Raw genomic sequence first — 24,896 nt, 5'->3', positions numbered from 1 at the left:
CAGGGCGTCCATCCGAGAAGGGCCGAGAAGGGCCAGGCGTCCGCGTGCAGAACGTCACCTCTCGGCCAAGTAGGCCGTCCAGTTCGCCCTGGCACGGCCGGACGCGCCCCGGTGAGCAGCAACTGCATATATGGTCAGGAAAAGGATGTGCGGCGCCTGATGGGTTTCCCCTGTGTCCACCCCCTAGAGGCCGACCCCTGCTGCCCCGTTCTGTAGGAGGTGCTGTGTCCCAGACCGGTCCTGTCATCGATGAGTTGGTGGCTTCCGCACTCAAGGCGCCCGGGGAATTGGTGACCCGGCTCCTGGACAGCACGGACGTGCGTACGGCGCGGCTCGGTCAGGCGATCCGGAACCTGCGGGACGCCCCGCCGGAGCCGCCGGATGCCGATGCCTGTGAGGGGACGCGTGTGATCGACCCGGTGACCCACGACCCCGCGTGGTGAGGGCCCGCAGCGCATCGTCAGGCGCACTCAGGGTGCTGGCCGCCGACCTGGACGGCACCCTGCTGGGCGGGAGCCCGCACGACCGGCGGCGGCTCTTCGACGCCCTGAACATGGACCCGGACATCACGGTCGTCTTCGCGACCGGCCGCGGCCTGTCATCGGTCCGGGCCCTGCTGCGCGACGACCCTCTCCTGCCGCCCCCGCACTGGATCATCGCCGACGTCGGGTCCACCATCGTCGACGCCGCCCGCATGGCGCACGCCCGACCCCTGGAGGCACGGCTGCGCGCTGGATGGCCGGGCGCCGGACGGGTCAGGGCTGCGCTGGAGGCCTTCCCGCACCTGGTGTACCAGGAGGTACCCCAGGAAGGCCGCTGCTCCTTCCATCTTGCCCCCGCGGCCCTGTCCGACGAGCTGATCCGTGCGGTGGAGGCGCTGGGATGCTCCTGGTCGTACTCTTCGGGCCGGTACTTCGACGTCCTGCCGCCCAGAGCCGGCAAGGGACGTGCGCTGGAGCTCCTCGCCCAGACGCTCGGCTGGCCCCGGCAGACGATGCTGGTGGCCGGGGACTCCCTCAACGACCTTTCGCTGTTCCGCCTGGGCACGCCCGCCGTTGTGGTCGCCAACGCGGAACCCGCGCTGACCGCGCAGGTCCCTGCCAGTGACCGCATCCACCACTCGGCCCTCGACGGAGCGGCCGCCGTGCTGCAGGGGATCGAGCTCCTGGGCCGGCCGCCGAAGCGCTCGGTGGTGGTCGGCTACCACCGCCCGCCCGTGTGCTGGCGCGACGGAGCATGGCGGCCGCCCTCCAGCCCCAACGGCATTCTGCCGACCCTGCAGGCCGCTCTGGCCGACGAGCACCTGGACGCCGTATGGGCCGCCGCCCACGTCGGCGCAGCACCTGCGCCTGCACCGCCCCGGACTGACGGCGTCCCGACGCTGTCCCTCCTGCCACTGCCCCCCGACCGGTGGGCCGGCTACTTCCACCGCACATGCAAGGAGACCCTCTGGCCGGCCCTGATGTCCCAGCCCGAGCTCATCCGGCACCGGCGCGCGCACTGGGCCGACTACGAAGCCGTCAACACCGCCTTCGCCCGGCACATCGCCTCCCTCGCCGAACAGGATGCGACGGTCTGGCTCCACGACTACAACCTCTGGCTCGTACCCGCCGCCCTCAAGGCCGACCGCCCCGACCTGACCATCGGCCTGTTCCACCACACCCCCTTCCCCCACCCCGACGTCTTCCGCCGCATCCCGGCAGCCGACCAGCTGCGCGACTCACTCGCCCGCCTGGACTGGGCCGGCTTCCACACCCCCGACTGCGCCGACAACTTCCATCGGCTCCTCGCCGGCACCGCGGTGCCCGCCCCGAACATCGGCGTGCACCCCCTCGGCATCGACCGCCCCGCCGTCACCCACCTCGCACGCTCCCGCTCCCGGGCCGGGTCCCGAACGCACCACGAGAACGACGGCATCCAGCTGGTGCTGTCGGTGGAACGCCTCGACTACGCCAAAGCCCCCGTCCACAAGATCCGCGCGCTGGACACCCTCCTCGCCGAAGAGCCCACTCTCCGGCAACACGTCCGCTACCGCCTGATCTGTCCACCGCCCGAGCCCGGCATCCACGCCTACGACACGACCCGCACCGCACTCGAGAACGCCATCACCTACATCAACCAGCGGTGGAGCACTGCCGGCTGGCAGCCTGTCGAGTACGTCCCCCACACCCTCGACTTCACCGAAGTCGTCGACCAATACCTCGAGGCCGACGTCTTCTGGGTGACCTCGCTCGCCGACGGAATGAACCTCACCGCCCAGGAGTACATCACCGCACACCACGCCGCCCACCGCCCGGGCGTCCTGATCCTCTCCCGCCACGCGGGAGTCGCCCAGCACCTGGGCACCGCGGCCGTACTGACCGACCCACTGCTTCCGCATGACCTGGTCGACGCCCTGCGCACCGCGCTGGCCATGCCGGTGGACGAACGCGCTACCCATATCGCCCGTCTGGCGGCCCTGCTGGATACCCCTGACCCCGCCGACTGGGCGCGCACGGTCATCTCCGCCATCCGTGCCAGCGCTGCCCCGCAGACGGGGACGCGCTGAAGGGGCCCCCTCGGACACTGCCGGCTGGAAGGAGCCCACGCTCCCGCTTGTCCGCCGCGAACGAGGGGGCGTCGTCGAAGTGGCGTCGTCCGCCCGCCGGCCAGACGGAACTTCGACGACACTCCTAGGCCGCCGCGTCGGAGTTGGCCTGCACCGCCTGGACGTGGCTGAAAACGGCCACTACCGATGGGGGTGACCGCGGTGAGCGGTGCCCCGCCCGAACGTCGGAAGACTGCGACTCTCCCGCAGATGGGCCGGATGGCCGCTGCCGTCCGTCAGGCGGTCGCCGACGGCACCGCCGGTACGACGGCCGAAGGCCTAAGGCAGCGGCCGGTGGGCCGACCTGCTGCGCCGAGCGACCCCGGAGGGCTTGGTCCGAGAGGCGATCGGCCGCTGAGCCGGTGAGCCGGTCCTCAGGCCATTTCGTCACGGATCTCGTTGCGGTGCTGCTCGTATGCGAGTCGCGCGTCGTCGTTCGGGAGCGCTGGCGTCGTCAGGCCGCAGGCACAGGTCACCACCGTGAGGTCGGACAGGGCGCGCAGGGTGTGCCCCTCGGGGCTGGTCCGGGCCGCCTCCGTCGGCTTCTTGTATCGCAGGTTGTGCAGGTTGTGGTGTGGGCGGACAGCGGCCGGGGCGATGGCGGCACCGGTGGTCTCGAGGGTGAAGCGGTCCTGGCTCATGGGTCCAGTGTCGTATGCCGGACGCGAGTAACCTGCGTCCGCGCGGCAGAACGCGACGCGCGCATCACCGAGCTGGCCGCGGGAGCAGTGGTGACCCTTCGCGGGTCCTTCGGTCGCGGACTTCGGGGCTGCGGCCGCACTCGCGACCCGGAAGCCACTGGGCGGTGGAGCCGGCGCCGCAGCGCCCGCAACCACTCTCCCGCCCGCCCGGACCGCTGAATCCCCCGACCCGTGGGCCGCGGCCGCCACCCCGGCCGCCCCTGCCCCGGCCGCCCCGGCACGTCCGGCGACTTCCGGCACGGCGTCGAACCCGCCGAGTTCGAGCCCGTCGACGGCATCGCCCGTCAGCTTCGTGGTGGTGCGTACGCACCTGCGGGCCGCGCTCCGCCAGCGCCAGGGCTTCCACCCTCCCCGGGTCGGGACGCTCGTCTCCGCGGCGACGGTGGGTGTGGTGTGGGGCGCCTGGCACGTGCGGGTCTCGGCGCAGGCCCCGGCCTACGCCGCGGGATGCCTCGTCGCCAACGTGGCGAAGTCGGTCGTGCTGGGTATCGATCGCTTGTCGCCGCCCCGGCTCGCAAGCACGGCGTCAGCAGGGGCGCCCCTCCGCACGGCCGTTGTGATGCTCACGCTGGCCGTGGGGCAGTACGAGGATGTGGTCGGTGGCCATTGCGGGTTTCGGTGGTGGCCCTGCGGCACGGAGCGCGGCGGCAAGGGCGAGACCGGTGGCGTGGTGCAGCCCGGCCAACTCCGTACCGCCCTCCTCCGGGGTGGGTGCGCCGTTGGTGCGAGGCGGCAACTCGTCGATCTCTTCGGGCACCCAGCCCACCTCACGCACCGGGCGTGCCGGACCAGGTGCACGCCCCGGCCGCCCCCGCTGCCCGGATCGAACCCTGCTGCGACACGAGCGGCGCGCACCGTGTCCTGGAGGTCCGTCCCGTGATCATCCACAGGCCGCACTGGAGAGGGCCGGGCACGGCGGGTGCGTTGTCCCGGGCGATACACGGGCCCGTGGCGGGACCCGGTCGGGGTGGCTTCGACCGGCCGGGTCCCGCGCGTGTGGACCTTCTCGTCGCCCTGCCACCCTGACATGCAAGGGCCCCCACTGCGCCCCGGGGAACGCCGGGCGGGTGAACGCTCACGCCTGCGGCTTCGCCGGGGCGCGGCGGGCATCGGGGCGGCTGAAGATGGGGTTCCCATTGTGTCGCCGTCGACTGGAGCCACTCATGCTGGAGCGCAGGCCGCGCGAGGACGGTACCGAGGTCACGTTCGTTCTGCCGCGGGAGGATCCGCCGGGGCCGGTGAGCGTGGTGGGGGACTTCAACGACTGGCAGCCCGGCGCCCACACGCTCGAGCCGCGCAAGGACGGCAAGCGGGCGGTCACGGTCGCACTGCCGGGCGGGACGACCCAGTCCTTCCGCTACCTGGCGGCGGGCGACTACTGGTTCAACGACGAGAGCACCGACGACTGCGACGGCGCCAACAGCCGCCTGCACACCTGACCGCCGCCCGTCGAAAGCAAGGGTGTGCCAGCGACGTGGTCGTCCGGAGTGCCGGCTGGGAGGGCGCGGCCCTGCGCAGCGCTCGTGCCCGACAGGCTCCCGGCCCGCCTCGGGCCCACTCAGCTGGCCCGGCTGCGCGCGGGTGAATCCGTCCAGGCGGTGGCGGCTGATCTGCGGGTAGCGGTCCGCAAGCGTTCCGCGCGCCGCACGCATCAGGACGCGATCTGTCCTATATGGAGGCCGTGCTTCCGCTAGGGCTTCTCGGGCCAGGTCGTGTGCCGTCAGGAGCTCCGCCCCTTCCCTCGGGTCTCCTCTCAAGGAGTGATCTTCGTGAAGCCTCCCGTCATCGCCCCCTGCCTGGGTGTGTCCGACACCCAGGCGGCCGTCGAGTTCTACGAAAAGCTCGGTTTCACCGCCCTGTCTGCCGGTAGTGACCCGGACGACGACTTGCGCATCCTGCTCTTCGCCGGCGAGTTCGCGCTGATGGTCTACCGCGACGAGCACCTGCGCAGCTGGCTGCCCGTTCTGAAGGACACCCCGGTCGGTGCGTTCGGCATGTTCTACCTGGCCGTGGACGACTTCGACGCCTACGTCGAGCGCATCCGCCCCCTGGTCACGGTCCAGAAGGACGTGACGGAGCACCAGGGGGAGAAGCTCTTCTATTTCACCGACCTCGACGGCTACGTGATCGGCGTCAACCAGAAGCAGGCCCGGTGACCAGCGTGGCGAAGCACACCGGCAAGGCGGCCGCGGGCGTGGGGAAGCGCGTGGCGTTCTCGGGCCACGAGATCGCAGTGTTGCCGGACGGCGTCACGGCGGTGTTCGCGTGCTCGGCGACGGGGTGAGTCATCCGCAGGCACGCGCGTGCCGTACCGGAGCAGCCCTGTTGCCTGCGCGAGCGTGGTGCCATGGTGATGTGGATCCGCACGTATGACGTGGCCCGAGGCCTGTGGCAGTACTACGAGGGTGACGAGGAGGGGTGGGTTCTACGGCAAGTGGACTTGCGATCCGAGGACGGCACCCCGGTGACCGCCGCCTCCCTGGCGGAGGTTCTCCGGTTTCAGGAGCGCGCGGACATCGCGACGATGAGCCGCTACGAACAGCGGTACGGCCTCGTCGCCGAGGGCAGGCTCACGGGATGGGAGGAAGCGCCGCGCGCCGGCGCGATCTCGGCCGAGGAGTTCGAGAGGGTATGGCTGGACGCCCGGCGGACCCTGGGTGCCACCGCGCCGCCCCCGGACATGGACAGGTAACGGCCGCTCCCCTCCCGCGCTCGCCTGGCCGAGGCCGCCCGGAAGGCGCCCGACTTCCACTGCGACGCCATGGCTTAGATGCACATGGACCCGTGGTCGCGGGTCCGGATGACCCTGCTCGGAGACGCCGGCCGCTGCTCTTCCCCCCTCGCGGGGCAGGGCACCCGCCTGGCCCTCGTGGGCGCCCACATGCTGGCCGACTGCGGAAATCAGGGGAGGGGGAGGAGCCGGAACGACGCTCGGCTGTACATCGCCATGGGAACCCCCTCGTATGCGAGCGAGCCTGACCTGCTGTTATGCGGAGGGCTGGGCCAGGTCCGGATGTCGGCGGCGCCAGTTCGCGTAGACCGGGCTGGCGGCGCAGCTGTCCAGGTAGCCGGCCGCCGCGGTGCGGAGGATGACGTCGCCGTGGGGTGTCAGTGGGCCTTCGCGGTGCCAGGCCAGCACGTGGCGGTACCAGAGCGGGTTTCCCACGAGGGGGCGGACGGCGACGCCGGGGGTTTCCGCGAAGGTGGCCTGGCAGAGACTGACGGCCAGTCCCGCGCGGACCAGTTCGATCAGCTGGCGCCCCTCGGCCTCGTGTGGGGCGAACGGGCGCCGGCCGGCCAGCGCGCACACGGAGGACCAGTACTCGCGGGTGCGGTCGCCGTCCGGCCGGGGCATCGCCCAGTCGTGATCGGCGAGTTCGGTCAGGGGCACGGCCTCCTGGCCGGCCAGCGTGTGCGTCGCGGGCAGCAGGGCGAAGACGGGTTCGGTGACCAGGGGGGTGAGGACCACCCCCTCGCGCGGGGGCAGGACCTGCTCCGGGTGGTCTCCGAGCACCGCTGCCTCCAGGCGGCCGGCGGCGAGGTCGTCCAGGAGGGTGACGGGGGAGTAGTGGCACCGGGACGTCACCTCGGCCTCGGGGAGCAACCTTCCTATGGCCAGGAGGAGGTGGCCGATGAGGGGAGCACCGACCGATCCGACGCGGACCCGGTCCGGGGAGGACAGGTGGCGGGCCGCGCGGGCGGTGTCGGCGAGGAGGGAGTCGATGCCCGGCAGGACGGCGTGGGCCCGGGCCAGCACCAGCTCGCCGAAGGCCGTGGGTGTTGCTCCGGCCCGGCGCCGGTCGAAGAGGACACCACCGAGCATCGACTCGATGCGGCGCAACTGCGTGCTGAGGCCGGGCTGGGTCATGGACAGCGCGGCGGCCGCCCGGGTGAGGCTGCCGGCCTCGGCGATCGCGCACACCACCCGCAGGTGCCGTACCTCCAGTTCCATGCCGCGCATGTTATGGAGCGGCAACAGCTTTCGGACAGGAGCCGGATCCCATCCATCCTATGTGAAATGTCACACGTGATTTACTGGAGGTCGTGCGTCCATGAGGCCCACGACCGCGTACGTCGTCGAGTCCAGGCGCGGGATCGAGGCGGACGCGGGCTCCTGCTCGACCGGCGCCCTTGTCTACCGGGTCGACGCCTCCGTTCGGACCGGCCAGGGGCCGGTGGTTAGGGTGATGGACGCCAAGCCGGCCGCCGCAACTGCCGGCGGCTGCCGCCCGCTGGACGACGCCCCGTTCCGGGCCGACGAGTCGTTCACCGATGTGGCGGCCGGAGTGAGGATCGACGTGCTCGCCGCCGACGGGTACGGCGGAAGACCGTACGCGTCACGAAGTCGTAGGCGCGGCACGGACGCGGCAGCGTCCCCGGCCCCGTGCCAAGGAGCCGGGAGCAATGCGCGGGGTGGCTCAGGTGCCGCTCTTCGCCGGGTCCTTGAGCCCGATCGTGGCGTAGTCGAGCTGGCCGCCGAAGGACGTGTGGCCGAAGGCGCCGGCGATGTTGGTGCCGAGTAGTAGCGGCATGCGCTCGATGACGGCGGGCGCCGTCGGGGCCTTGGCGAGGATCTCCCCGTCCAGCTGCCGCCACGCCGTGTTGGCCTGCGCGGCGTCGGTCATGTCGGCGATCTCGTCCATCCGCTTCATCGTCGCCTCGTCGCGGAAGAGCGAGTGATTGCCGGAGTTGCCCTTCTCCTTGATGTAGCGGCCGTCGAAGACGAAGGGCAGGAAGGTGGAGCCGGAGGGGTAGTCGGGGCACCAGCCGGTGTAGACGAGGTCGCTGCGGTTCTTGGTGTCACCGATGGTGTCGTAGAAGGCCGACGGGTCGACGGCGTCGATCGTCACCTTGATTCCCGCCCGGCCCAGGGACTGCTGGATCGCCTCGGCAACCCCCTTGTCCCCGTTGGAGACGGTGATGGTGGTCGTGAACCCGTCCGGCTTGCCCGCCTCCTTCAGGAGCTGCTTCGCCTTCTCCGCGTCGCCCGTGGCCGGGATCCCCAGGGTGTCGGGCTGCTTGCCGCCGAAGAGCGAGCCGGGCATGAGTGCGGTGGTGAGGTCGTTGAGGGCCGGGCCGCCCGAGGCGGTCAGCACCGCTTCGCGGTCCAGGGCGTACTGCACGGCCTGGCGGACCTTGATGTCGTCGAAGGGTGCACGGCCCGTGTGCATCTGCACCATCTCGGTGCAGTTGGTGGACTCGGCCAGCAGGCGCGCCTTGACGTCGGCCTTGGTGAGCACCTTGGGGGTGCTCTCCGGGCGCAGTTTGCCCCAGGAGACTGCAGAGGCGTCCACGCCCTCCGAGGCGATGAGCCGGTCGTCGATCTGATTGGCCCTCAGTCCCATCACCACGACCAGCTTGTCCGGGTATGCCTTGCGCACGACGTCCGTAGCCGGGTCCCAGTGGGGGTTGCGGACCAGCACCAGTCGCTTGTCCCGGTCGTACGACTCGATCTTGTAGGGGCCCGAGGAGAACGGCCGGCTGTCGTATTGGGGGCCCTTGTCCTGGGCCCTTGGCACCGGGGCGAAGGTGGGCAGGACGGTGGCGTTGGGGAATTCCGCGAAGGGCTTGCGGAGTTCGAAGACGATCGTGTGGTCGTCGGGGGTCTTGACGGAGTCGAGGTGCTGCCCCTGGGCGGGGCCCCGGTAGCCGTCGGCGCCGGCCAGGTAGCGGGCGGCGTAGTCCGGCCCGCCGGGCAGGTCGGGGGAGAAGGACCGCTCGACGTTGTACTTGACGTCCTGTGCGGTGATCGGGGTGCCGTCCTCGTACGTGAGGCCCCTCTTGAGCTTGAAGGTCCATGTCTTGGCGCCGTTGGAGGAGACGCCCAGGTCCTCGGCGAGGTCGGGGACGAGCTCGCCGCCCTTCGCGCCCGGTTCCGCCTTGTACGTGACCAGCGTGCGGTAGAGCAGCCGGGTGCCGAAGTCCATGTCTCCGATCACCCAGTTGCGGGCCGGGTCGAGGTGGGAGAAGTCCTGGTTGGACAGGATGGTCAGCGTGCCGCCCTTCTGAGCAGTGCCGCCGACTATGGCCCCCGCGTTGGTGAGTGCCGGGTTCTTCTGGCCCTTGTCCTGCTGACTGCTGCCGGAGTGGGTGCCGCTGGAACAGCCGGCCATGCCGAGTGTGACGGTCGCCGCCAGGGCGCTGGCGACGGCGTGGAGAGTGCGCTTGTTCATCAGTGGTCACTCCGTGAACAGTCGGGCAGCCCGCGGGGGCTGGAATGTGACCGATAACATAGTTATGTGAAATGGCACCCGCAATTGTCGCGCGTCCATAGCGCAGCGTTATGGGTAAGTGGGGGCTCCACGGTCACCTTGGGCCGCGCCATGCTGTCGCGCAATGTCACACGTCACTGTGCGGTCAGGTGGCCGCGAAAGGGACCCCGTATGAACCCTGCGTACGCGACCGTCGACCACGACTTCACCGTCCCCCTGGACCACGCCGCCCCGCACGGTCCGACCCTCCAGATTTTCGCCCGGGAGGTCACCGCCGCGCGCCAGGCAGGTCGGCAACTGCCCTGGCTGCTCTATCTGCAGGGTGGACCCGGTGGCAAGTCGCCCAGGCCGTCGGCCGATTCACCCGGCTGGTTGCCGCAGGCCCTCAAAACCCACCGGGTCCTCCTCCTCGATCAGCGCGGCACGGGCCGATCCACTCCCGTTACCGCCCAGGCCGCCTCCCGCTTCGCTTCACCGGCCCGGCTGGCCGGCCATCTCGGCCACTTCCGCGCCGACTCGATCGTCGCGGACGCCGAACTGATCCGCCGACAGCTGTGCGGCGACGAGCCCTGGGAGACCCTCGGCCAGAGCTACGGCGGCTTCATCACCCTCACCTATCTCTCCCAGGCGCCCGAAGGGCTGCGGGCGTGCTACGTGACCGGCGGCCTGCCGGGCCTCTCGGCCACCGCCGAAGACGTCTACGCCCGCACCTACCCCCGGGTGCGGGACCGCGTCCTCGACTTCTACGCCCGCTACCCCGACGACGCAGCCCGGCTGCGCGAGATCGCCCGCCTCCTCGCTGCCACCGATGTGCGCCTGCCCGACGGAGACCGGCTCACCCCCCGCCGCCTGCGCACGCTGGGCCTCGTCCTCGGCATGGGCGACGGCTTCGAGCGGATCCACTGGCTCCTCGACGAATCCCTTGACCGCGAAGCGAAGCTGACCGACACGTTCCTGCACCAGGTGATGACACTGACCGGCTTCACCGACAACCCGCTCTTCGCCGTCATGCAGGAGACCCTGTACGGCCAAGGCGCGGGGCCGACGGGCTGGGCGGCGTCCAGGGCGTTGGCGGCCTTCCCCGAGTTCACCGAGGACGCCGACCCCCTCCTGCTCACCGGAGAAATGATCTACCCCTGGATGTTCCGAGAGGTCAAAGGCCTGCGCCCCTTCGCGGACGCCGCAGATCTGCTCGCCCAACGCCCCGACTGGCCACCGTTGTACGACCCCCGCCGCCTCGCCGCCAACCGGGTCCCACTCGCCGCACTCGTCTACCACGACGACATGTACGTGGACGCCGGGCTCTCCCTGCGCACCGCGCGCGAGGTCGGCGCCACCCGGGTATGGGTCACCAACGAATGGGAGCACGACGGCGTCACCGCCTCCGGCGGCCGTGTGCTGTCCCGCCTGATGGACCTGGCCGCGGGTCGCGCATAGCGCCCTCGCAGCTCCTTCCCACCCGCCCGCGTAACCCCTCAGCCTGCCACCGACGGGAGAGACATGACCACCCCGCTCCACCGCGTGCAGCCACTCGCCGCAGCCGTCGCCCTCATCTCCTGCCTGTCCGCCCCCACCGCGGCCGCTGCCCCCGGCTCGCCGCCCCCGGCCGCCGGCTGCGCCCTCCCCGGCCGGACCGGCTGGACGGACGAGGGCCGCGACACCGACCGGACCCAGTTCCAGCCCGCCACCGGAACCCGCCGCGTCCTGACGCTGTACGTCGACTTCCCCGACGCCCCGGCCGCCGACTCCACCGAGCCTTACGCCGCTCACCTCGCCCCGGCCGCCGACTGGATGGGCCGCGCGAGCTACGGCCGTCTGCGACTGGACAACACGTCACTGCACCGCTGGATCCGGATGCCCGCCGAGTCCACCTCCTACGGCTTCGCGCGCGGCCTCACCTTCGAGGCCCACGAGAAGTACCTCCGCGACGCGATCACGGCCGCCGACCCTTACGCGGACTTCTCCCGCTACGACATGGTCTATGTCGTCCCCGCCAGGACGGCGACCGCCATCCCCTTCTCACCGACCTACCTGTACGACCCGTCGGCACCCGGCATCACCGCCGACGGCACCCGCCTCAAATGGGCCGTCACTTTCGGACAGGACATGTGGCGCTGGGGGCACAAGGTCGTGGCCCACGAGACCGCCCATACGTTCGGGCTCCCCGACCTGTACTCGTTCACCGGCGCCACCCACCAGTACGTGGGCGGCTGGGACGTCATGGGCAACATCGCCGGCCACGCCCCGCAGCACCTCGGCTGGCACTCGTGGAAGCTCGGCTGGACCCGCGACGACCAGGTCGCCTGCCTGCCCGCGTCCGGTCGCCGTACGGTGCGGCTGACCTCGGTGGAACGGCCCGGCGGAACCAAGATCGCCGTGGTGCGGACCGGCGAGACGACGGCCTACGTGGCGGAATCCCGCCGTACCGAGGGAAATGACGCGGCCGCCTGCTCCACCGGCGTCCTCATCTACAAGGTCGACTCCGCCGCCAGGACCGGCGAGGGTCCGGTCCGGATCACGAATGCGAACCCGACCACGACCCCGCCCACCGGCTGCACCCCGCTGGACCTGGCCGCGTACGCACCCGGCCAGAGCTTCACCGACCCCGCGACCGGCGTGCGCATCGACGTCCTCGCGGGCGGACGGACGGGAGACACGGTGCGGCTGAGCAAGGAGTGACTTCGGGCCGGGCCGGCCGCCGTCCACCTGACTCCCGGGGACCAACCATGTCGAGTCCCGCCGGCACGTCGCACCATCTGGCTCGGGTGGCCCGACACGGGAAGCCTGCTTCGTGCGCCGCCGATTCGCCACCGGGCAACGGTCAGGTGCCTGGGCCCCGATGCGCCAGAGGTGGGCGAACTCCTGCGCGGGCAGAGGCGCCTTGAGAACGGGCCGTTCACGTCCCCGGTCACGAAGCGGTCCGTAACGTTGACGGTGGTTCTGGAGTTGTCGGGTTCAGCGGCGGGCGGCTGAGAGCCGCGACCGATCCCATCGATCACGATCAGCAGGCCCCTTGCTCGTTACCGATCCACGCTCCTGGTGGCGGCCGGGGTCGGCGTGGACGGTGCACTGGTTCGAAGCCGTCACCTCGGCGTGTCACGTTCGGGAAGGGTTCCTCTTGCGCAGGGGAGACCTCAGGAGGGGCCGTAGCGTCCGTTCGGGTGGCGTCACTCCTTCGCCGACGGCAAGTGCCGCTGAAGGCACGTCGGTCCGTGCTGTGCTGTGGCAACGGCCCGAAGGCGGTCGTACGCGGGCCCACCCGCTGTCGTGGCAGGCCCGCCCCAACAGCGAAGGAGGACTGATGTCGCGCCAACACAAGGACCGGCGAGGCCGGAGCAAGTTCGGCCTACTGTGCGCCTCTGCAGTCTTGTTGACTGTGGCCCTGGTGAACGCTTCCGGGGCTGACGCCGCTACGGTCCACTCCAAACCGAACCGCGACTGGGACGCCATCGCGCGGTGTGAATCCGGCGGGAACTGGCGGGCGAACACCGGCAACGGCCATTACGGGGGATTGCAGTTCACCCAGTCGAGCTGGAACGCGGCAGGAGGCCGCAAGTACGCACCACGCGCGGACCTCGCCACAAAGGCGGAGCAGATCGCGACGGCGAGGAGACTCGCCAAGGTCCAGGGCATGGGGGCTTGGACCTGCGCACGCCGCCGCTGAAAGGCACGCTCCAACAGAGGAGCGGGGTCGCCCTGTGGGGGGAGCTCCCGATGGGACGCGCTGACGGTCACAGGTTGTTGCCGATTGCATCCATCTTCTCGCTGGGCCGTCTGGGGTAGTTGCAGCGGTATGCGGGCAACGCGCTCGTTCCGTCATTCGGTTCGGTGCTGTGAGGCGGGCGCGGAGTGACGCCCGCGTGGTGGCGGCCAAAGCCCGAGGCACTGATGGCTCGCGTCCAACAGGGCCCGAGCCAGGAGAGCCTGCTGGCCGCCTGCCTCACCGCTGACGACGTGAGCATGGTTGCTGAAGGGAAGGAGAGGCGGACATTGACCATCCGGACAGGTCGTTGCCCGCTCTTCGGGCGTTGCGCCCGAAGGCGCCATCGCCACGGCACGAGCAGGTCGCCCGCAGATCCTGGGTCAAGGAACAGCGCCCGCGGTGCTTCGCCGTCGCAGGCAAGGACTGCCTGAACGATGACCAAGCCCGAAGCCCTGCTGGAGAGGCACCAGGGCCTGATCCGTCGGACAGGCCCTACGTCTCCTAGGAGGCGAACAGGGCGGCCGGGATCCGAACCCGCCCCGCTGCCACAGCGGGGACACAACCCAGCAGGGTCAGGTAGGCCCACCACTGCCAGGCCGCGCCGTCGAAGGAGTAGGCGACGGCGGCCGGGATGAGCGGCAGGAGGGGGACGGGTGCCAGGTGCCACAGAATCCGGCCGCCTGGCAGCCGCCGGGCCAGGGCTTCGCCGATCAAGGCCGTCGGAGTGGCGAACAGCAAGGCCTGGGCCAGCCCCAGGACGGCGCTGAGGCAGGCGAGCCACACCAGCGAGTACAGCCAGTCGCTGCGCTCGATGGGCAGCCCCTCGGTGACCAGGGACAGTGCGATCAGGGCGGTGCCGATGGCCGCGTACTGGGCGGTTGTCGCGTACCCCGCGACGCACAGGAGCCGCCTGCCCGTCATCTTCCGCACCACTGCACATTCCCCCTGCTCGCTCCGGGAGTACCGGACGATCTTGAAACTGAACACGTTCAACCGTTCGTCACAGTACACCCCCGCCCAGATGCGGCGGCAACACGGATGAGGGCCTGCCGCAGGCACGCCGTCGCCCTCCGGAAGCGCCGGTGGTCACACGCAGTCGAACCTCAGGCCGCACACCCCATTACTCGCGAGTCAGCCCATCGGCTCCGGGCGACTGGTCCCCCACTGAACGTCGGTCGCCCCGCACCCCTGGTCCGCATGGTTCGGTGGGGATCGTAGGCTCGGGTGCATGGTGGATACGCAGTCGCGCGGTACGGAGCGGGGACCGGGGCGACCGAGGGAGGAGCGGGTCACCGGAGCCGTCCTCAATGCGGTCGTGGAACTGGTCACCGAGCAGGGGATCGAGGCGGTCACGATGGACGCCGTGGCCGCGAGGGCCGGGGTGAGCAAGCCCGCCATCTACCGGCGTTGGCCCACCAAGCAGGAGCTGATCATCGCCGCTGCCGAGACGCGTATCGGCGTCCTGTCGGTGCCTGATCTGGGCGACTTCCGCACGGAGCTCCGCTTCGTGCTCACCGCTCGCCTGGAGGCCTACCGGCTGCCGGGTTCCGACCGGCTGATCGCGGGCCTCATCGGTGCGGCGGCCGAGATCGGGGCGGGCCGGGCCCAGTACGCGGAGTACACCGAGCGGATCACGAGCGAGACGAGGCGCATCCTCGAACGGGGGATCGCCCGTGGTGACGTGGACCCGGGCACCGACGTCCGGGCTGCGGCCACCCTGGTGGCCGCACCACTGCTCTTCCGGCTGATCGGTGAGCAGGAGCTGCCGGATGCCCGCTTCGTGGACGCGCTGGTCGATCTCGTAGCCCGGGCGGTCAGCGCGGGCGGCTGACGGCTTCCGGCTGACCGCTTCCGGCTTCTGGCCTCCGGCCTCCGGCCTCCGGCTTCATATTTTCGTGCCACCAGGTCTCTTGCCTCTCCATGACTCAATAACGATACTTCCGGTAACGATTTTCCGTCTCGTTACGGAGGCCTCATGGACAGCGCCGTCACCACCCCCGTCCCTGCGCTCGACAAGCCGCTCATGCACTACGGGAAGCGCACACTGGACCGCATCGCGCCGGGCGCGGAGCAGCCCGACTACCTCCTTCTGGACGTCTGCCCGCTCACGCCGCACATCGGCGCCGAGGTCGAGGGCGTCGATCTCTCGCTCCCGATCGGCGAGGACCTCGTGGCGGAGCTCAGGCAGGCCCTGCTCGAGTGGAAGGTGCTGTTCTTCCGCGACCAGCACGCCTTCGACCCGCAGGCCCAACTCGCCTTCTCCGGACTGTGGGGCGAGCCGGAGCCGAACCCCTTCTTCCCCAAGGGCAACACCGTCGGCGTCTCCCGTCTGGCCAAGGACGCCATGGCGATGGGCACCGAGAACATCTGGCACAGCGACCACTCGTTCATGGCCGCGCCGGCACTCGGCTCCGTCCTCCGCGCCGTCGAGGTCCCGTCCGCTGGCGGCGACACCATGTGGGCCGACATGGCGGCCGCCTACGACAACCTCACCGAGTCCATGAAGGAGCGCATCGAAGGCCTCACCGCAGTGCACGACTGGGTGCCCAGTTGGGGGTCGCTGATGACGGAGGCCCAGCTCGCGGCGCACCGTGAGAACCTGCCGGCCGTCGAGCATCCGGTGGTCGTCCGCCACCCGCGCACCGGCCGCAAGCTGCTCTATGTCAACGAGCCCTTCACCACCCGGATCCTCGGCCTGTCGGACGTGGAAAGCCGCGAACTGCTGGGCGAGCTTGTCCTCCAGGCCCGCATTCCCGAGTACCAGGTGCGCTTCCGCTGGCAGCCGGGCTCCGTCGCGATCTGGGACAACATCGCCACCCAGCACTACGCGATCAACGACTACTTCCCGCAGCGCCGTGTCATGGAGCGCATCGCGATCGCCGGCGTCCCGCTCTCCTGATCGAGCTCCCGGCCCGTCCTCCCCTCCCCTCCCCGTCCAGTCTCCGCGGAGCTCTTGTGACCGACACCGACGTCGCACCCGCTGTGCCCGCCTGCGCCCCGAAGGCGCCGAGCAGAACGAGACGCCGCGCGTGGATCGTCACGGCGCTGCTCGTTGTCTTCATGATGATCAATTTCGCCGACAAGTCCGTGCTCGGTCTGGCCGCGGAGGAGATCCGGCAGGACCTCGGCCTGTCGGCATCGGCCTTCGGGCTCGCCAGCAGCGCCTTCTTCCTGCTGTTCTCGCTCTCCGGCGCCGCGGTGGGGCTGCTCGCCGACCGTGTACGGCTGAAGTGGCTGCTGCTGATCATGGCTGTCCTGTGGTCCGTCTCCCAGGCGCCACTGGCCGTCGGGGGAGGGCTCGCGGTGCTCATCGCCTCACGTGTTCTCCTCGGCGCCGCCGAGGGGCCCGCCTACCCGGTCGCCCAGCAGACGACCCTGTCCTGGTTCCCCGATCACCGCCGCAACCTGCCCGGGGCGTTGATCGTCCTGGGCATCACGCTGGGAGTCCTGGTCGCGGCTCCCGCGCTGACGTGGTTGATCAACCATCACGGCTGGCGCTCGGCCGTCGCCGCGGTGGCGCTGACCGGCGTGGTGTGGACGCTGCTGTGGATCCCCTTCGGCGGAGAGGGGCCGTACGCGGCCACGTCGGACAACGACTCCCCGGGGGAGGCGGCCTCCGACGACGGGCCGGGGACGGGCAAGGAGACCGGGGCCGGGACCGCCGGCGAGCCACAGCCCAAGATGCCGTACCGCCGAATCCTCGCGACCCGCACCTGGATCGGTGTCACGATCGGCTACTTCGGCACCTACTGGGTGATCGCCTTCGCCCTGGTGTGGCTCCCCTCCTACCTTCGTGACGGGCTGGGCTACTCCTCGGCCGTGTCCACACAGCTGCTGATGCTGTTCTGGGGTCTGAGCGGAATCCTTGTGCTCGCACAAGCGGGCCTTACCGGATGGATGCTGCGCCGCGGAATCACGAGCCGACGGGCCCGCGGTGGGGTCGGCGGCGCTCTTCTGCTCACCTCCGGAGTCTCCTGCCTGGCCCTGCCCGTCGCCCCGGCCGGTGCCGTGACCGCCGTGCTGCTGATCGGCGCATTCGGCCTCGCAGGAGCGATGGGCAGCATCGCCGCCACCACCATCATGGAGCTGGCTCCCGCCAATCGTCGCGGCGGCGCCCTGGGCCTCATGAATGCCGTGGTGACCACCGCCGGTCTGATCGCCCCGACGCTGATCGGCAGCCTCGTGGACACCCACGGTGCCGAGGGCTACCAGTACGCGGTCCTGATCACCGGTGCCTTGCTCCTGGTGGGCGGAACCGCCGCCGTGACGCTGATCAACCCCGACCGCGACGCCCGCCTGCTCTCCGTCTGACGACACGTACCGCCCTGCTCCTGGTCACGACGCACGGGGCAGCCCCGCCCTTCCCACTCCCGACCATCCGCAAGGGACGACGTTGAACACCAGTACCCTCAACACCCCCTTCCTCGACCGCACCGTGGCCCAGGTGCGCGGCAACGCCGAGTCATGGTCCACCACCCCGCTCACCGAACGCATCGCCCTCCTGGAGCGGTTGCAGCCGCGTGTCATCGCGCGTGCGGCCGAGATGGCCGCTGCGGGCTCCCGCGCGAAGGGATACGAACCGGACTCCTCCTGGGCGGCGGAAGACTGGATGGGCGGCCCCTGGGCCCTGGCCCAGAACACCGCGGCGCTCCTGCACGTCCTGCGCCGGATCGCCGCGGGCCGGGATCCGCTGGACGCCAAGGCCGTCCATCAGGAGCACGGCCGCACCCGGGTGGACGTCTTCCCCGCCACCGGCTGGGACACCCTGCTGCTGGGCGGGTTCCGGGCGCAGGTGTGGATGCGCCCGGGCGTCACGGCGGAGCAGGCGCGGGCGCGCGCCGCGGGCGAGTACCGGGGCAGGCAGGGAGACCCGGCCCTGGCCCTCGTACTCGGCGCCGGCAACGTCGCCGCCATCACGGCGCTCGACATCCTGCACAAGCTCTACGCCGAGGGCCAGGTCGTCATCGCCAAGATGAACCCGGTCAACGACTATCTCCGCCCCCACTTCGAATACGTCTTCGCCGAGTTCGTCGAACGCGGCTGGGTCCGCTTCGTCGACGGCGGCGCGGCCGAAGGCAGCCATCTTTCCCGCCACGACGGCATCGACACCATTCACGTCACCGGCAGCGACCGCACCCACGACGCGATCGTCTGGGGCACCGACGAGGAAGCGGAGCAACGCCGCCGCGACGACCTGCCGCTGATCGCCAAGCCCTTCAGCAGCGAACTCGGCGGCGTCAGCCCGTGCATCGTGACGCCGGGCCCATGGAGCGAAGCCGACTTCCGCTTCCAGGCCGAGCACATCGTCACCAGCAAGATGAACAACTCCGGCCACAACTGCATCGCCAGCCAGATCCTGGTCCTGCCGCGCGACTGGGACGGCACCGAACGGCTGCTCGACGAGATCCGGCGGATACTGCGCGATCTGCTCCCACGCACCGACTACTACCCCGGCGCCGCAGACCGTCTCGCCGCGGTACGCGAGGCCCACCCGCGGGCGGAGGCGCACGGCGACGACTGCCGGCTGCTCGTCCCCGACATCACCGACCACCACGACGACGTCCTCATCACCGACGAGGTCTTCGGCAGCGCCCTGGGCGTCGTACGCCTGCCCGGCGCGACGCCTGCCGAATTCCTGTGCCACGCCGTCGACTTCGCCAACGACACCCTGCCCGGCACCCTGGGCGCCACCCTGATCGTCGATCCGAAGACCGAGAAGGCCCACCGGGAGGCGGTGCGCACCGCCATCGCCGATCTGCGCTACGGCACCCTGGGCGTCAACTGCTGGTCGGGCGTCGGCTTCCTCCTCGGCTTCACCCCGTGGGGCGCCTTCCCCGGCCACACCCGCCAGGACATCGGCAGCGGCGTCGGCTTCGTGCACAACGCCTTCATGCTCGAAGACATCGAGAAGACCGTGCTGCGCGCCCCGTTCACACCGGCCCCCCGGGGGCTGTTCACGGGCGATCCGTCTCTGTCCCCGCGCCCGCCGTATTTCGTCACCCACCGCACCGCGCTGACGACGGTGCAGCGCCTCGCCCGCTTCACAGCGGCGCCGAGCCTGACGAAACTGCCCGCACTCCTCGCCGCCGCGCTGCGGGGCTGACTCCGACCACCCCCGGTCCTGCCGACCCCCGTAGCCGCCACGTCCATGGCCCCGCCGAAGCATCCCCCACGGAGACCTCATGCTCAATCTCGCCGCCCTGCTGGAGAACAGCGCCCGCACCTCGCCCGACCGCACGGCAGTCGTGCTGGGCACCCAACGGGTGACCTACGCCGAGCTGGACACGGCCGCCCGCCGGGTGGCCAACCTGCTGCGCTCGCGCGGCATCCAGCCCGGAGACAAGGTCGCCCTGTCCTGCCCGAACCTCCCCTGGTTCCCGATCGCCTACTACGGCATCCTCAAGGCCGGCGCGGTGGTCGTCCCGCTCAACGTGCTGCTCAAGGGCCGGGAGATCGCGTACCACCTCGCCGACTCCGAGGCGAAGGCCTACTTCTGCTTCGAGGGCACCGCGGCCCTCCCGATGGGGCAGGAGGGCTGGTCCGGCTTCGGTGAGACACCCGGCTGCGAGGACTTCTTCCTCATGACCGCCGCCCCCACCGAGGTCTCCCCGATCGGGGGCGCCGAGTCCCTGACGGCGGCGCTGGCCGGGCAGAGCGCGGACTTCGAGACGGTGGCCACCGAGTCCGGTGACACCGCGCTCATCCTGTACACCTCCGGCACCACCGGCCGGCCCAAGGGCGCCGAGCTCACCCACTCCAACGTGATGCTCAATGTGCTGATCTGCCACAAGCTGTTCGGAGAGGTCGAGCACGACGTCCACCTGATCACGCTGCCGCTCTTCCACTCCTTCGGCCAGGTCGTGCAGATGAACGCCGGCCTCGCCTCGCGGGCGACGCTGGTGCTGCTGCCACGCTTCGACGCCCGCTCCGCCTTGGCCCTGATGCAGCGTCATGCGGTCACCTTCTTCGCGGGTGTTCCCACGATGTACTGCGCCCTGCTCGAAGACGAGGCACCCGATGCCGACCTGTCGCTGATCGCCAAGAACCTGCGGATGGCCGGGTCGGGAGCCTCGCCACTGCCGGTCGACCTCCACCGCCGGTTCAGGGAGCGTTTCGGGGTCACCATCATGGAGGGATACGGCCTCTCGGAGACCAGCCCGGCGGCGACCTTCGTGCCGCCCGGCGAGGAGGTGCGGCCGGGCTCCATCGGGCGCCCCGTCTGGGGCGTCGAGGTGGACCTGGTCGACAAAGACTGGACACCGGTCCAGGGCGCCGACGCGATCGGCGAGATCGTCATCCGCGGCCACAACATCATGAAGGGGTACTACAACCGCCCCGAGGCGACCGCCGAGGTGATGCGCAACGGCTGGTTCCGCACCGGGGACCTGGCCCGCCGGGACGCCGACGGCTGGTTCTACATCGTCGACCGCGCCAAAGACATGATCATCCGCGGTGGCTTCAACGTGTACCCCCGGGAGATCGAGGAGGTACTGGCCACTCATCCCGACGTGAGCATGGCGGCCGTCATCGGCGTGCCCCACGACCGCCACGGCGAGGAGATCAAGGCCTGCGTGGTGCGCGCCCCAGGCTCGACGCTCACCGAGGAGGAGCTGATCGACTGGTGCAGGGACGAGATGGCGGGCTACAAGTACCCCCGCCTCGTGGAGTTTCGCAACGCCCTGCCCACCAATGCCACCGGCAAGATCCTCAAGCGCGAGCTGAGGGAGGCGTAGGACCACACGATCGACTCAGCTCGACAAGCAAACGGACTCTCGTCCCAGTCGTGCATATTCGCGCACGGTGCGCCGGTTCAGGCCTCGCTGGTGGCGGTGTCGTTCGGGGATCGCTCATCGCGGCGGGCAGGAAGAAAGGCCCGGATCCATTTCAGGATCCGGGCCCTTCTCGGCAGTAGCGGGGACAGGATTTGAACCTGCGACCTCTGGGTTATGAGCCCAGCGAGCTACCGAGCTGCTCCACCCCGCGTCGGTGAACCCCACCATACGGCACTGCCCGGCTCGTGCTCGACCGGTTTTCCGGCAGGGTGCCGGCCGGCGCGTTCCTCAGGGGTGACGGCAGTCTTCGTGAGCGGTCCGAGTCTCGAGGCGGTGCAGGTGCACGCTCTCGGGTATTGCCGCTCGGCTGCTGCCGGGCGTGGGCATGTCGGCCCAGGCGTGGGGACGCGCTCGCTCGTCATGCGGGTGCCACTACACGGTCGGCGGGAGTCGAGCCCGGCCGGTCCAGGAGGGAACTGATCACGGGGTGGCCGGGAGGCCGTGGACCGCCCGAGAGAATCAAACCGGCACCGACTCCGAAGCCGACGCCGTCCTCCGCTCCCGCCGATATGCCCCAGGCGGGGCGCCGAAGTGCCGCTTAAAGGCCTTCGCGAACGCGAATTCCGAGGTGTAGCCGGTGTTCTCGGCCACGATGCTCAGCGAGTCGACCGTCTCGCGCAGCATCCGCGCCGCAACGGCCATCCGCCACGTCGTCAGGTAGCTGAGCGGCGGCTCGCCGACCACCGTGGTGAACCGCCGGGCGAACGCGGCGCGCGACAGCCCGGCCCGGCTCCCCAGCGATTCGACGGTCCACGGATGTGCCGGGTCGTCGTGGATCGCTTTCAGCGCCGGTGCGATCAACGGATCGTTCAGTGCCGAGGCCCACCCCTGCGTCTGCTCTCTGGGCAACTGGGCGTACCAGGACCGCAGAACATAGAGAAGCAGCAGATCGACGAGCGCCGTGACCACTGAGTCCGTACCCGGCTGAGGCTGGTGGATCTCGGCGCAGAGCTGGTCGACCGCCGAGCGCAGTGCCGGATGACGACCGGGGCTGGCCGGGAGGTGGATGACCTCCGGGAGGTCGCCGAGCAGCGGATGCGGCCGGTCGATGTCGAGGTGGTAGGCCCCGCATACCAGCACGCTGCGAGCGCCGTCGCCCTCGACGGTGAAACGCCCGATCGGCGAGGAGGTGTCGACGCGGTCGGGTTCGAAGGCGACCAGCTCGCTGCTGACCGCGTCGCAGATGGCGTGATCGGTCCCGCGCCGCAGGAATACGACGTCGCCGGGGCCCAGGGCTATCGGATCGCCGCCGACCGGCAGGAGAAAGCAGTGGCCTTCGACGACGACGTGAAATCCGGCTCCCGCGATGGGCTGGAAGCGCACACCCCACGGCGCCTGCGCGTCGGTACGGACAACAGACGGACGCCCCGTGCGCAGGGCCGCAAGCGTGTCACTGAGTATGTCCACACGCTCACCCTAGCGCGCTGCGATCGAGACGATCAGACAAAGAATCAAGACCTGAGGCCATTCATTGTCTCGGTCATGGACACGTAGCGTCCTCGCCATGAACAACACAGCAGACACCCAGCGTGTCGTCGTCATAGGTGGTACCTCCGGCATCGGATTCGCGGTGGCGCAGGCCGCAGCGACTCAGGGCTCGAACGTGGTCGTCGCCTCCAGCAGCCAGGCCCGGGTCGACCTGGCGGTGAAGAAGCTCGGTGGCCCGGCGGAAGGCATCCTGCTGGACGTCGCCGACGAGGCCGCGCTCGCCGCCTTCTTCGACCGGATCGGCGAGTTCGACCACCTCGTCTACACGGCGGGGGAGTCCCTGCTGCTGAAGCCGCTCGCCGACCTCACCGCCGAGGAGTCCCGAGCGTTCTTCGAGCGCCGCTTCTGGGGTGCCCTGCTCGCCGCGAAGTACGCGACGCCGAAGCTCCGTCCCGGCGGCTCGATCACCTTCACCTCCGGCGCCTTCGCCACCCGGCCCGCCCCCGGAGCCTCGCTCGGCGCAAGCATCACAGCAGCCGTCGAAGGTCTGACGCGAGCCCTGGCACTGGAACTCGCCCCACTGCGGGTCAACGCGGTCCGCCTCGGCGCGATCCGCACCGAGCTTTGGGACAGCACCGTGCCCGAGCCGGAGGCCTTCCTCCGAGCGCAGGGCAGCGGCCTTCCCGTCCAGCGCGTCGGCAGCCCCGAGGAGGCTGCGGCGGCCTACCTCTACCTCCTGAGCAACGGCTACGCGACCGGCACGGTGCTCACCCTCGACGGCGGAGCCGCACTGGCCTGACGCCGGCTGCTGTCGGACCGACAGGCCCGGATCGGCAGGCCCGGTCCGACAGCCCCGGGCGCCGCTCCCGGCATGTTCTGCCGGAGAAGAGGAGGCCACCCAGACAGGGACGGAGCGGAATCCGCAAACACCCCCTGCCAAACGATCTACACGCCAGGCTGCCGCCCACCACCAACACGAGTAGGCCGGCAGCCCGTCAGGCCAGCCCCGCTGACCAGCACGCCTGAAGCGGGATGAGACCGCTTCCCACTCCTGACGCCGGTTGCCGCCGGCGGGAACGCACACTCTTGCCGGACCCGGCCGCACCAATAGACCGCCGGCTCGAACCTCTCAACCACCGGGATCAGGCAGGAATATCGCACGTTTCGAATGAGGCTCCCCGCCAGCTGGGGCTTCCGCGTGGACGGCGGCGCGTCGGGAGGCGTACGCGAACGACCCGGGCCAGTAAACAGCGACGAAGCTGCGGTGGGGCCGCGCGGCCGACGAGGCGGAGCGGGAGCGGCTCCGGGGAGCGGGACAACATGAGAGGATCCGGCCGGGTCTACGGGCCCGGCCGGGTCCTGCGTGCGTAGGTGTGAGCGAGCAAAGGCTGGTCACTTGCCAGAGCATCCGAGAGGAGCGCCGGCGTTCAGAACCTGCCGAGGGCGACGAAGACGCAGGCGGCCAAGAGGAGCATGTTCGCGCCGAAGACCTGCTTGTACTCCCTAAGGCTCCAGTGCGCGACGGCGGCACCGATCATGACGGCGGCGAGGCCGAGGGCAGCCAACGGGGTGAGGACTGGGGCTATGCCGGTCAGTTGGGGAGCGATGAGCCCGAGGGCCGCCGCGATCTCCAGCGCCGCGACCACACGGATCACCGGCAGGGGGAATGGCGCGACGCCGGTCTGGCCCGTGGCGATCATCTTCTCCTTCGTCTGCGTCGACTTCAGGAATCCCGACCCCATGAAGACGGTGGCCAGCAGGCCCTGTGCGATCCACAATGCGATGTTCATCGAGCCACTCCGATTGTCTGTGTCGGTCGATCGGCTGTTCTGGCACCGTTCAGGAAGCGGGCTGCTGGAGGAGCCCTACGGCGAGGTCCACGAAGGCAGCCACCAAGCGGTCCTCATCGAGGCCGCTGGGATGGGTGTCGAACACGTCCCGCAGCAGCCAGAAGTGAGAGACGGCCCCCACGAGCACCACGGCGAGCGCGTCCCAGTCCCGTTCCGCCGGGCCGGCCTGCATCCTCAGCCACTGCGCCACGGCGGCGTGGATGCGGCGCATCTCGCCCTCGCGGACCTCTTCCAGCAGCGCCGGAAAGGTTGCCAGGTCACGCAGCACGATCCGGTTGAGGTCGCGCTCCTCGTCCAGACGCCGCAGGCCGGCACGAGCCAGTGCCGCCAGACGCTCGCGCAACGGCAGCGCGGCTGCGGCCTGCATCTCACCGAGGAGTGCGAGCAGCCCGGCGTTCTCGGCGACCTTCGAGCGCACACCTTGGGCCAGCAGCTCCTCCTTCGAGCGGAAGTGCCGATAGAGGGCTCCGGACCCCGGCGAGAGCCCGGCGGCCCGTTCGATCTCGGCGATGGTCGTCTTGGCGTAGCCCTGCTCGCCGAAGAGCCGCATGGCCTCTTCCACCACACGTGTACGGCTGTCCAC

The 24,896-nt window shown here is 70.3% G+C and carries 23 protein-coding genes and 1 tRNA gene; 15 read left to right on the top strand and 9 right to left on the bottom strand.

The window, feature by feature from the left end; genetic code table 11:
* Positions 1–224 precede the first annotated feature (224 nt).
* Both IF09_RS0112440 and IF09_RS0112435 read left to right on the top strand, forming a co-directional pair.
* Entirely contained in the window at positions 225–443 is a 219-nt protein-coding gene (locus IF09_RS0112440; protein ID WP_030294887.1) for a hypothetical protein, read from the top strand.
* 32 nt (positions 444–475) lie between these two features.
* Complete coding sequence (locus IF09_RS0112435) at positions 476–2,548, top strand: trehalose-6-phosphate synthase (protein ID WP_234320964.1); 2,073 nt, start codon at positions 476–478, stop codon at positions 2,546–2,548.
* 413 nt (positions 2,549–2,961) lie between these two features.
* Here IF09_RS0112435 and IF09_RS0112430 read toward each other — a convergent pair whose 3' ends face one another.
* Positions 2,962–3,228 (bottom strand): hypothetical protein, encoded by a 267-nt coding sequence (locus IF09_RS0112430; RefSeq protein ID WP_030294884.1) that lies wholly within the window; start codon positions 3,226–3,228, stop codon positions 2,962–2,964.
* 586 nt (positions 3,229–3,814) lie between these two features.
* Positions 3,815–4,045: a hypothetical protein gene (locus IF09_RS45575; RefSeq protein WP_158709952.1), complete on the bottom strand. Its 231-nt coding sequence runs from the start codon at positions 4,043–4,045 to the stop codon at positions 3,815–3,817.
* 406 nt (positions 4,046–4,451) lie between these two features.
* Here IF09_RS45575 and IF09_RS0112420 point away from each other — a divergent pair, with 406 nt between their 5' ends.
* The 4 genes from IF09_RS0112420 to IF09_RS0112405 all read left to right on the top strand — a co-directional run bounded on the left by IF09_RS0112420 (position 4,452) and on the right by IF09_RS0112405 (position 5,980).
* The gene (locus IF09_RS0112420) at positions 4,452–4,727 is read left to right on the top strand and encodes an isoamylase early set domain-containing protein (RefSeq protein WP_030294880.1); all 276 of its coding nucleotides are present in this window, start codon (positions 4,452–4,454) and stop codon (positions 4,725–4,727) included.
* 330 nt (positions 4,728–5,057) lie between these two features.
* A complete protein-coding gene (locus IF09_RS0112415) occupies positions 5,058–5,444 on the top strand; it encodes a VOC family protein (RefSeq protein WP_030294878.1) in 387 nt (128 codons plus the stop codon).
* Between the two features lie 5 nt (positions 5,445–5,449).
* A complete protein-coding gene (locus IF09_RS47915) occupies positions 5,450–5,572 on the top strand; it encodes a hypothetical protein (RefSeq protein ID WP_267882147.1) in 123 nt (40 codons plus the stop codon).
* Positions 5,573–5,635: 63 nt separating this feature from the next.
* The gene (locus IF09_RS0112405) at positions 5,636–5,980 is read left to right on the top strand and encodes a hypothetical protein (RefSeq protein ID WP_030294875.1); all 345 of its coding nucleotides are present in this window, start codon (positions 5,636–5,638) and stop codon (positions 5,978–5,980) included.
* Between the two features lie 294 nt (positions 5,981–6,274).
* Here IF09_RS0112405 and IF09_RS0112400 read toward each other — a convergent pair whose 3' ends face one another.
* Positions 6,275–7,240: a LysR family transcriptional regulator gene (locus IF09_RS0112400; protein ID WP_037634701.1), complete on the bottom strand. Its 966-nt coding sequence runs from the start codon at positions 7,238–7,240 to the stop codon at positions 6,275–6,277.
* Positions 7,241–7,706: 466 nt separating this feature from the next.
* Complete coding sequence (locus IF09_RS0112395) at positions 7,707–9,461, bottom strand: ABC transporter substrate-binding protein (RefSeq protein ID WP_030294872.1); 1,755 nt, start codon at positions 9,459–9,461, stop codon at positions 7,707–7,709.
* 210 nt (positions 9,462–9,671) lie between these two features.
* On the opposite strand from IF09_RS0112395, the gene IF09_RS0112390 reads away from it, so the two are divergent.
* From IF09_RS0112390 to IF09_RS42880, 3 genes are all read left to right on the top strand, one after another.
* Positions 9,672–10,937 (top strand): alpha/beta fold hydrolase, encoded by a 1,266-nt coding sequence (locus IF09_RS0112390; protein ID WP_030294870.1) that lies wholly within the window; start codon positions 9,672–9,674, stop codon positions 10,935–10,937.
* Positions 10,938–11,000: 63 nt separating this feature from the next.
* Complete coding sequence (locus IF09_RS0112385; protein WP_030294869.1) at positions 11,001–12,179, top strand: M6 family metalloprotease domain-containing protein; 1,179 nt, start codon at positions 11,001–11,003, stop codon at positions 12,177–12,179.
* Between the two features lie 706 nt (positions 12,180–12,885).
* Entirely contained in the window at positions 12,886–13,164 is a 279-nt protein-coding gene (locus tag IF09_RS42880; RefSeq protein ID WP_324606843.1) for a transglycosylase family protein, read from the top strand.
* A gap of 540 nt (positions 13,165–13,704) precedes the next feature.
* On the opposite strand, the gene IF09_RS0112375 is transcribed toward IF09_RS42880, so the two are convergent.
* Complete coding sequence (locus tag IF09_RS0112375; RefSeq protein ID WP_158709951.1) at positions 13,705–14,124, bottom strand: hypothetical protein; 420 nt, start codon at positions 14,122–14,124, stop codon at positions 13,705–13,707.
* Between the two features lie 307 nt (positions 14,125–14,431).
* Here IF09_RS0112375 and IF09_RS0112370 point away from each other — a divergent pair, with 307 nt between their 5' ends.
* The 5 genes from IF09_RS0112370 (at position 14,432) to IF09_RS0112350 (ending at position 20,936) form a co-directional block, all read left to right on the top strand.
* Positions 14,432–15,034: a TetR/AcrR family transcriptional regulator gene (locus IF09_RS0112370; protein ID WP_030294865.1), complete on the top strand. Its 603-nt coding sequence runs from the start codon at positions 14,432–14,434 to the stop codon at positions 15,032–15,034.
* 144 nt (positions 15,035–15,178) lie between these two features.
* Positions 15,179–16,102, top strand: a complete 924-nt coding sequence (locus IF09_RS0112365; RefSeq protein WP_030294863.1) for a TauD/TfdA dioxygenase family protein — start codon at positions 15,179–15,181, stop codon at positions 16,100–16,102.
* Between the two features lie 56 nt (positions 16,103–16,158).
* Positions 16,159–17,514, top strand: coding sequence for an MFS transporter (locus IF09_RS0112360; protein WP_051832370.1), 1,356 nt, complete (start codon positions 16,159–16,161; stop codon positions 17,512–17,514).
* An 82-nt stretch (positions 17,515–17,596) separates the two neighbouring features.
* Entirely contained in the window at positions 17,597–19,306 is a 1,710-nt protein-coding gene (locus IF09_RS0112355; protein ID WP_030294860.1) for an aldehyde dehydrogenase family protein, read from the top strand.
* Positions 19,307–19,385: 79 nt separating this feature from the next.
* Positions 19,386–20,936: a long-chain-fatty-acid--CoA ligase gene (locus tag IF09_RS0112350; protein WP_030294858.1), complete on the top strand. Its 1,551-nt coding sequence runs from the start codon at positions 19,386–19,388 to the stop codon at positions 20,934–20,936.
* Positions 20,937–21,112: 176 nt separating this feature from the next.
* Here IF09_RS0112350 and IF09_RS0112345 read toward each other — a convergent pair.
* Together IF09_RS0112345 and IF09_RS0112340 are read right to left on the bottom strand one after the other, a co-directional pair.
* Positions 21,113–21,186, bottom strand: a tRNA-Met gene (locus IF09_RS0112345).
* Between the two features lie 308 nt (positions 21,187–21,494).
* On the bottom strand, positions 21,495–22,442 hold the full coding sequence (locus tag IF09_RS0112340) for an AraC family transcriptional regulator (RefSeq protein WP_030294857.1): 948 nt from the start codon (positions 22,440–22,442) through the stop codon (positions 21,495–21,497).
* Positions 22,443–22,539: 97 nt separating this feature from the next.
* Here IF09_RS0112340 and IF09_RS0112335 point away from each other — a divergent pair, with 97 nt between their 5' ends.
* Positions 22,540–23,262, top strand: a complete 723-nt coding sequence (locus IF09_RS0112335; RefSeq protein ID WP_030294856.1) for an SDR family oxidoreductase — start codon at positions 22,540–22,542, stop codon at positions 23,260–23,262.
* A gap of 628 nt (positions 23,263–23,890) precedes the next feature.
* Here IF09_RS0112335 and IF09_RS0112330 read toward each other — a convergent pair.
* Positions 23,891–24,253, bottom strand: coding sequence for a DoxX family protein (locus IF09_RS0112330; protein WP_030294855.1), 363 nt, complete (start codon positions 24,251–24,253; stop codon positions 23,891–23,893).
* 49 nt (positions 24,254–24,302) lie between these two features.
* A complete protein-coding gene (locus IF09_RS0112325; RefSeq protein ID WP_037634667.1) occupies positions 24,303–24,896 on the bottom strand; it encodes a TetR/AcrR family transcriptional regulator in 594 nt (197 codons plus the stop codon).

Source organism: Streptomyces katrae (assembly GCF_000717655.1).
Classification (GTDB): Bacteria; Actinomycetota; Actinomycetes; order Streptomycetales; family Streptomycetaceae; genus Streptomyces; species Streptomyces katrae_B.
This window is presented reverse-complemented; position numbering and strand designations above follow the sequence as displayed.

Excerpts from the sequence above, each read along its gene's own strand:
- IF09_RS0112430 (WP_030294884.1), bottom strand. The coding sequence starts at position 3,228 with ATGAGCCAGGACCGCTTCACCCTCGAGACCACCGGTGCCGCCATCGCC.
- IF09_RS0112420 (WP_030294880.1), top strand. The coding sequence starts at position 4,452 with ATGCTGGAGCGCAGGCCGCGCGAGGACGGTACCGAGGTCACGTTCGTT.
- IF09_RS0112405 (WP_030294875.1), top strand. The coding sequence starts at position 5,636 with ATGGTGATGTGGATCCGCACGTATGACGTGGCCCGAGGCCTGTGGCAG.
- IF09_RS0112400 (WP_037634701.1), bottom strand. The coding sequence starts at position 7,240 with ATGGAACTGGAGGTACGGCACCTGCGGGTGGTGTGCGCGATCGCCGAG.
- IF09_RS0112395 (WP_030294872.1), bottom strand. The coding sequence starts at position 9,461 with ATGAACAAGCGCACTCTCCACGCCGTCGCCAGCGCCCTGGCGGCGACC.
- IF09_RS0112390 (WP_030294870.1), top strand. The coding sequence starts at position 9,672 with ATGAACCCTGCGTACGCGACCGTCGACCACGACTTCACCGTCCCCCTG.
- IF09_RS0112385 (WP_030294869.1), top strand. The coding sequence starts at position 11,001 with ATGACCACCCCGCTCCACCGCGTGCAGCCACTCGCCGCAGCCGTCGCC.
- IF09_RS0112375 (WP_158709951.1), bottom strand. The coding sequence starts at position 14,124 with ATGACGGGCAGGCGGCTCCTGTGCGTCGCGGGGTACGCGACAACCGCC.
- IF09_RS0112370 (WP_030294865.1), top strand. The coding sequence starts at position 14,432 with ATGGTGGATACGCAGTCGCGCGGTACGGAGCGGGGACCGGGGCGACCG.
- IF09_RS0112365 (WP_030294863.1), top strand. The coding sequence starts at position 15,179 with ATGGACAGCGCCGTCACCACCCCCGTCCCTGCGCTCGACAAGCCGCTC.
- IF09_RS0112350 (WP_030294858.1), top strand. The coding sequence starts at position 19,386 with ATGCTCAATCTCGCCGCCCTGCTGGAGAACAGCGCCCGCACCTCGCCC.
- IF09_RS0112335 (WP_030294856.1), top strand. The coding sequence starts at position 22,540 with ATGAACAACACAGCAGACACCCAGCGTGTCGTCGTCATAGGTGGTACC.
- IF09_RS0112330 (WP_030294855.1), bottom strand. The coding sequence starts at position 24,253 with ATGAACATCGCATTGTGGATCGCACAGGGCCTGCTGGCCACCGTCTTC.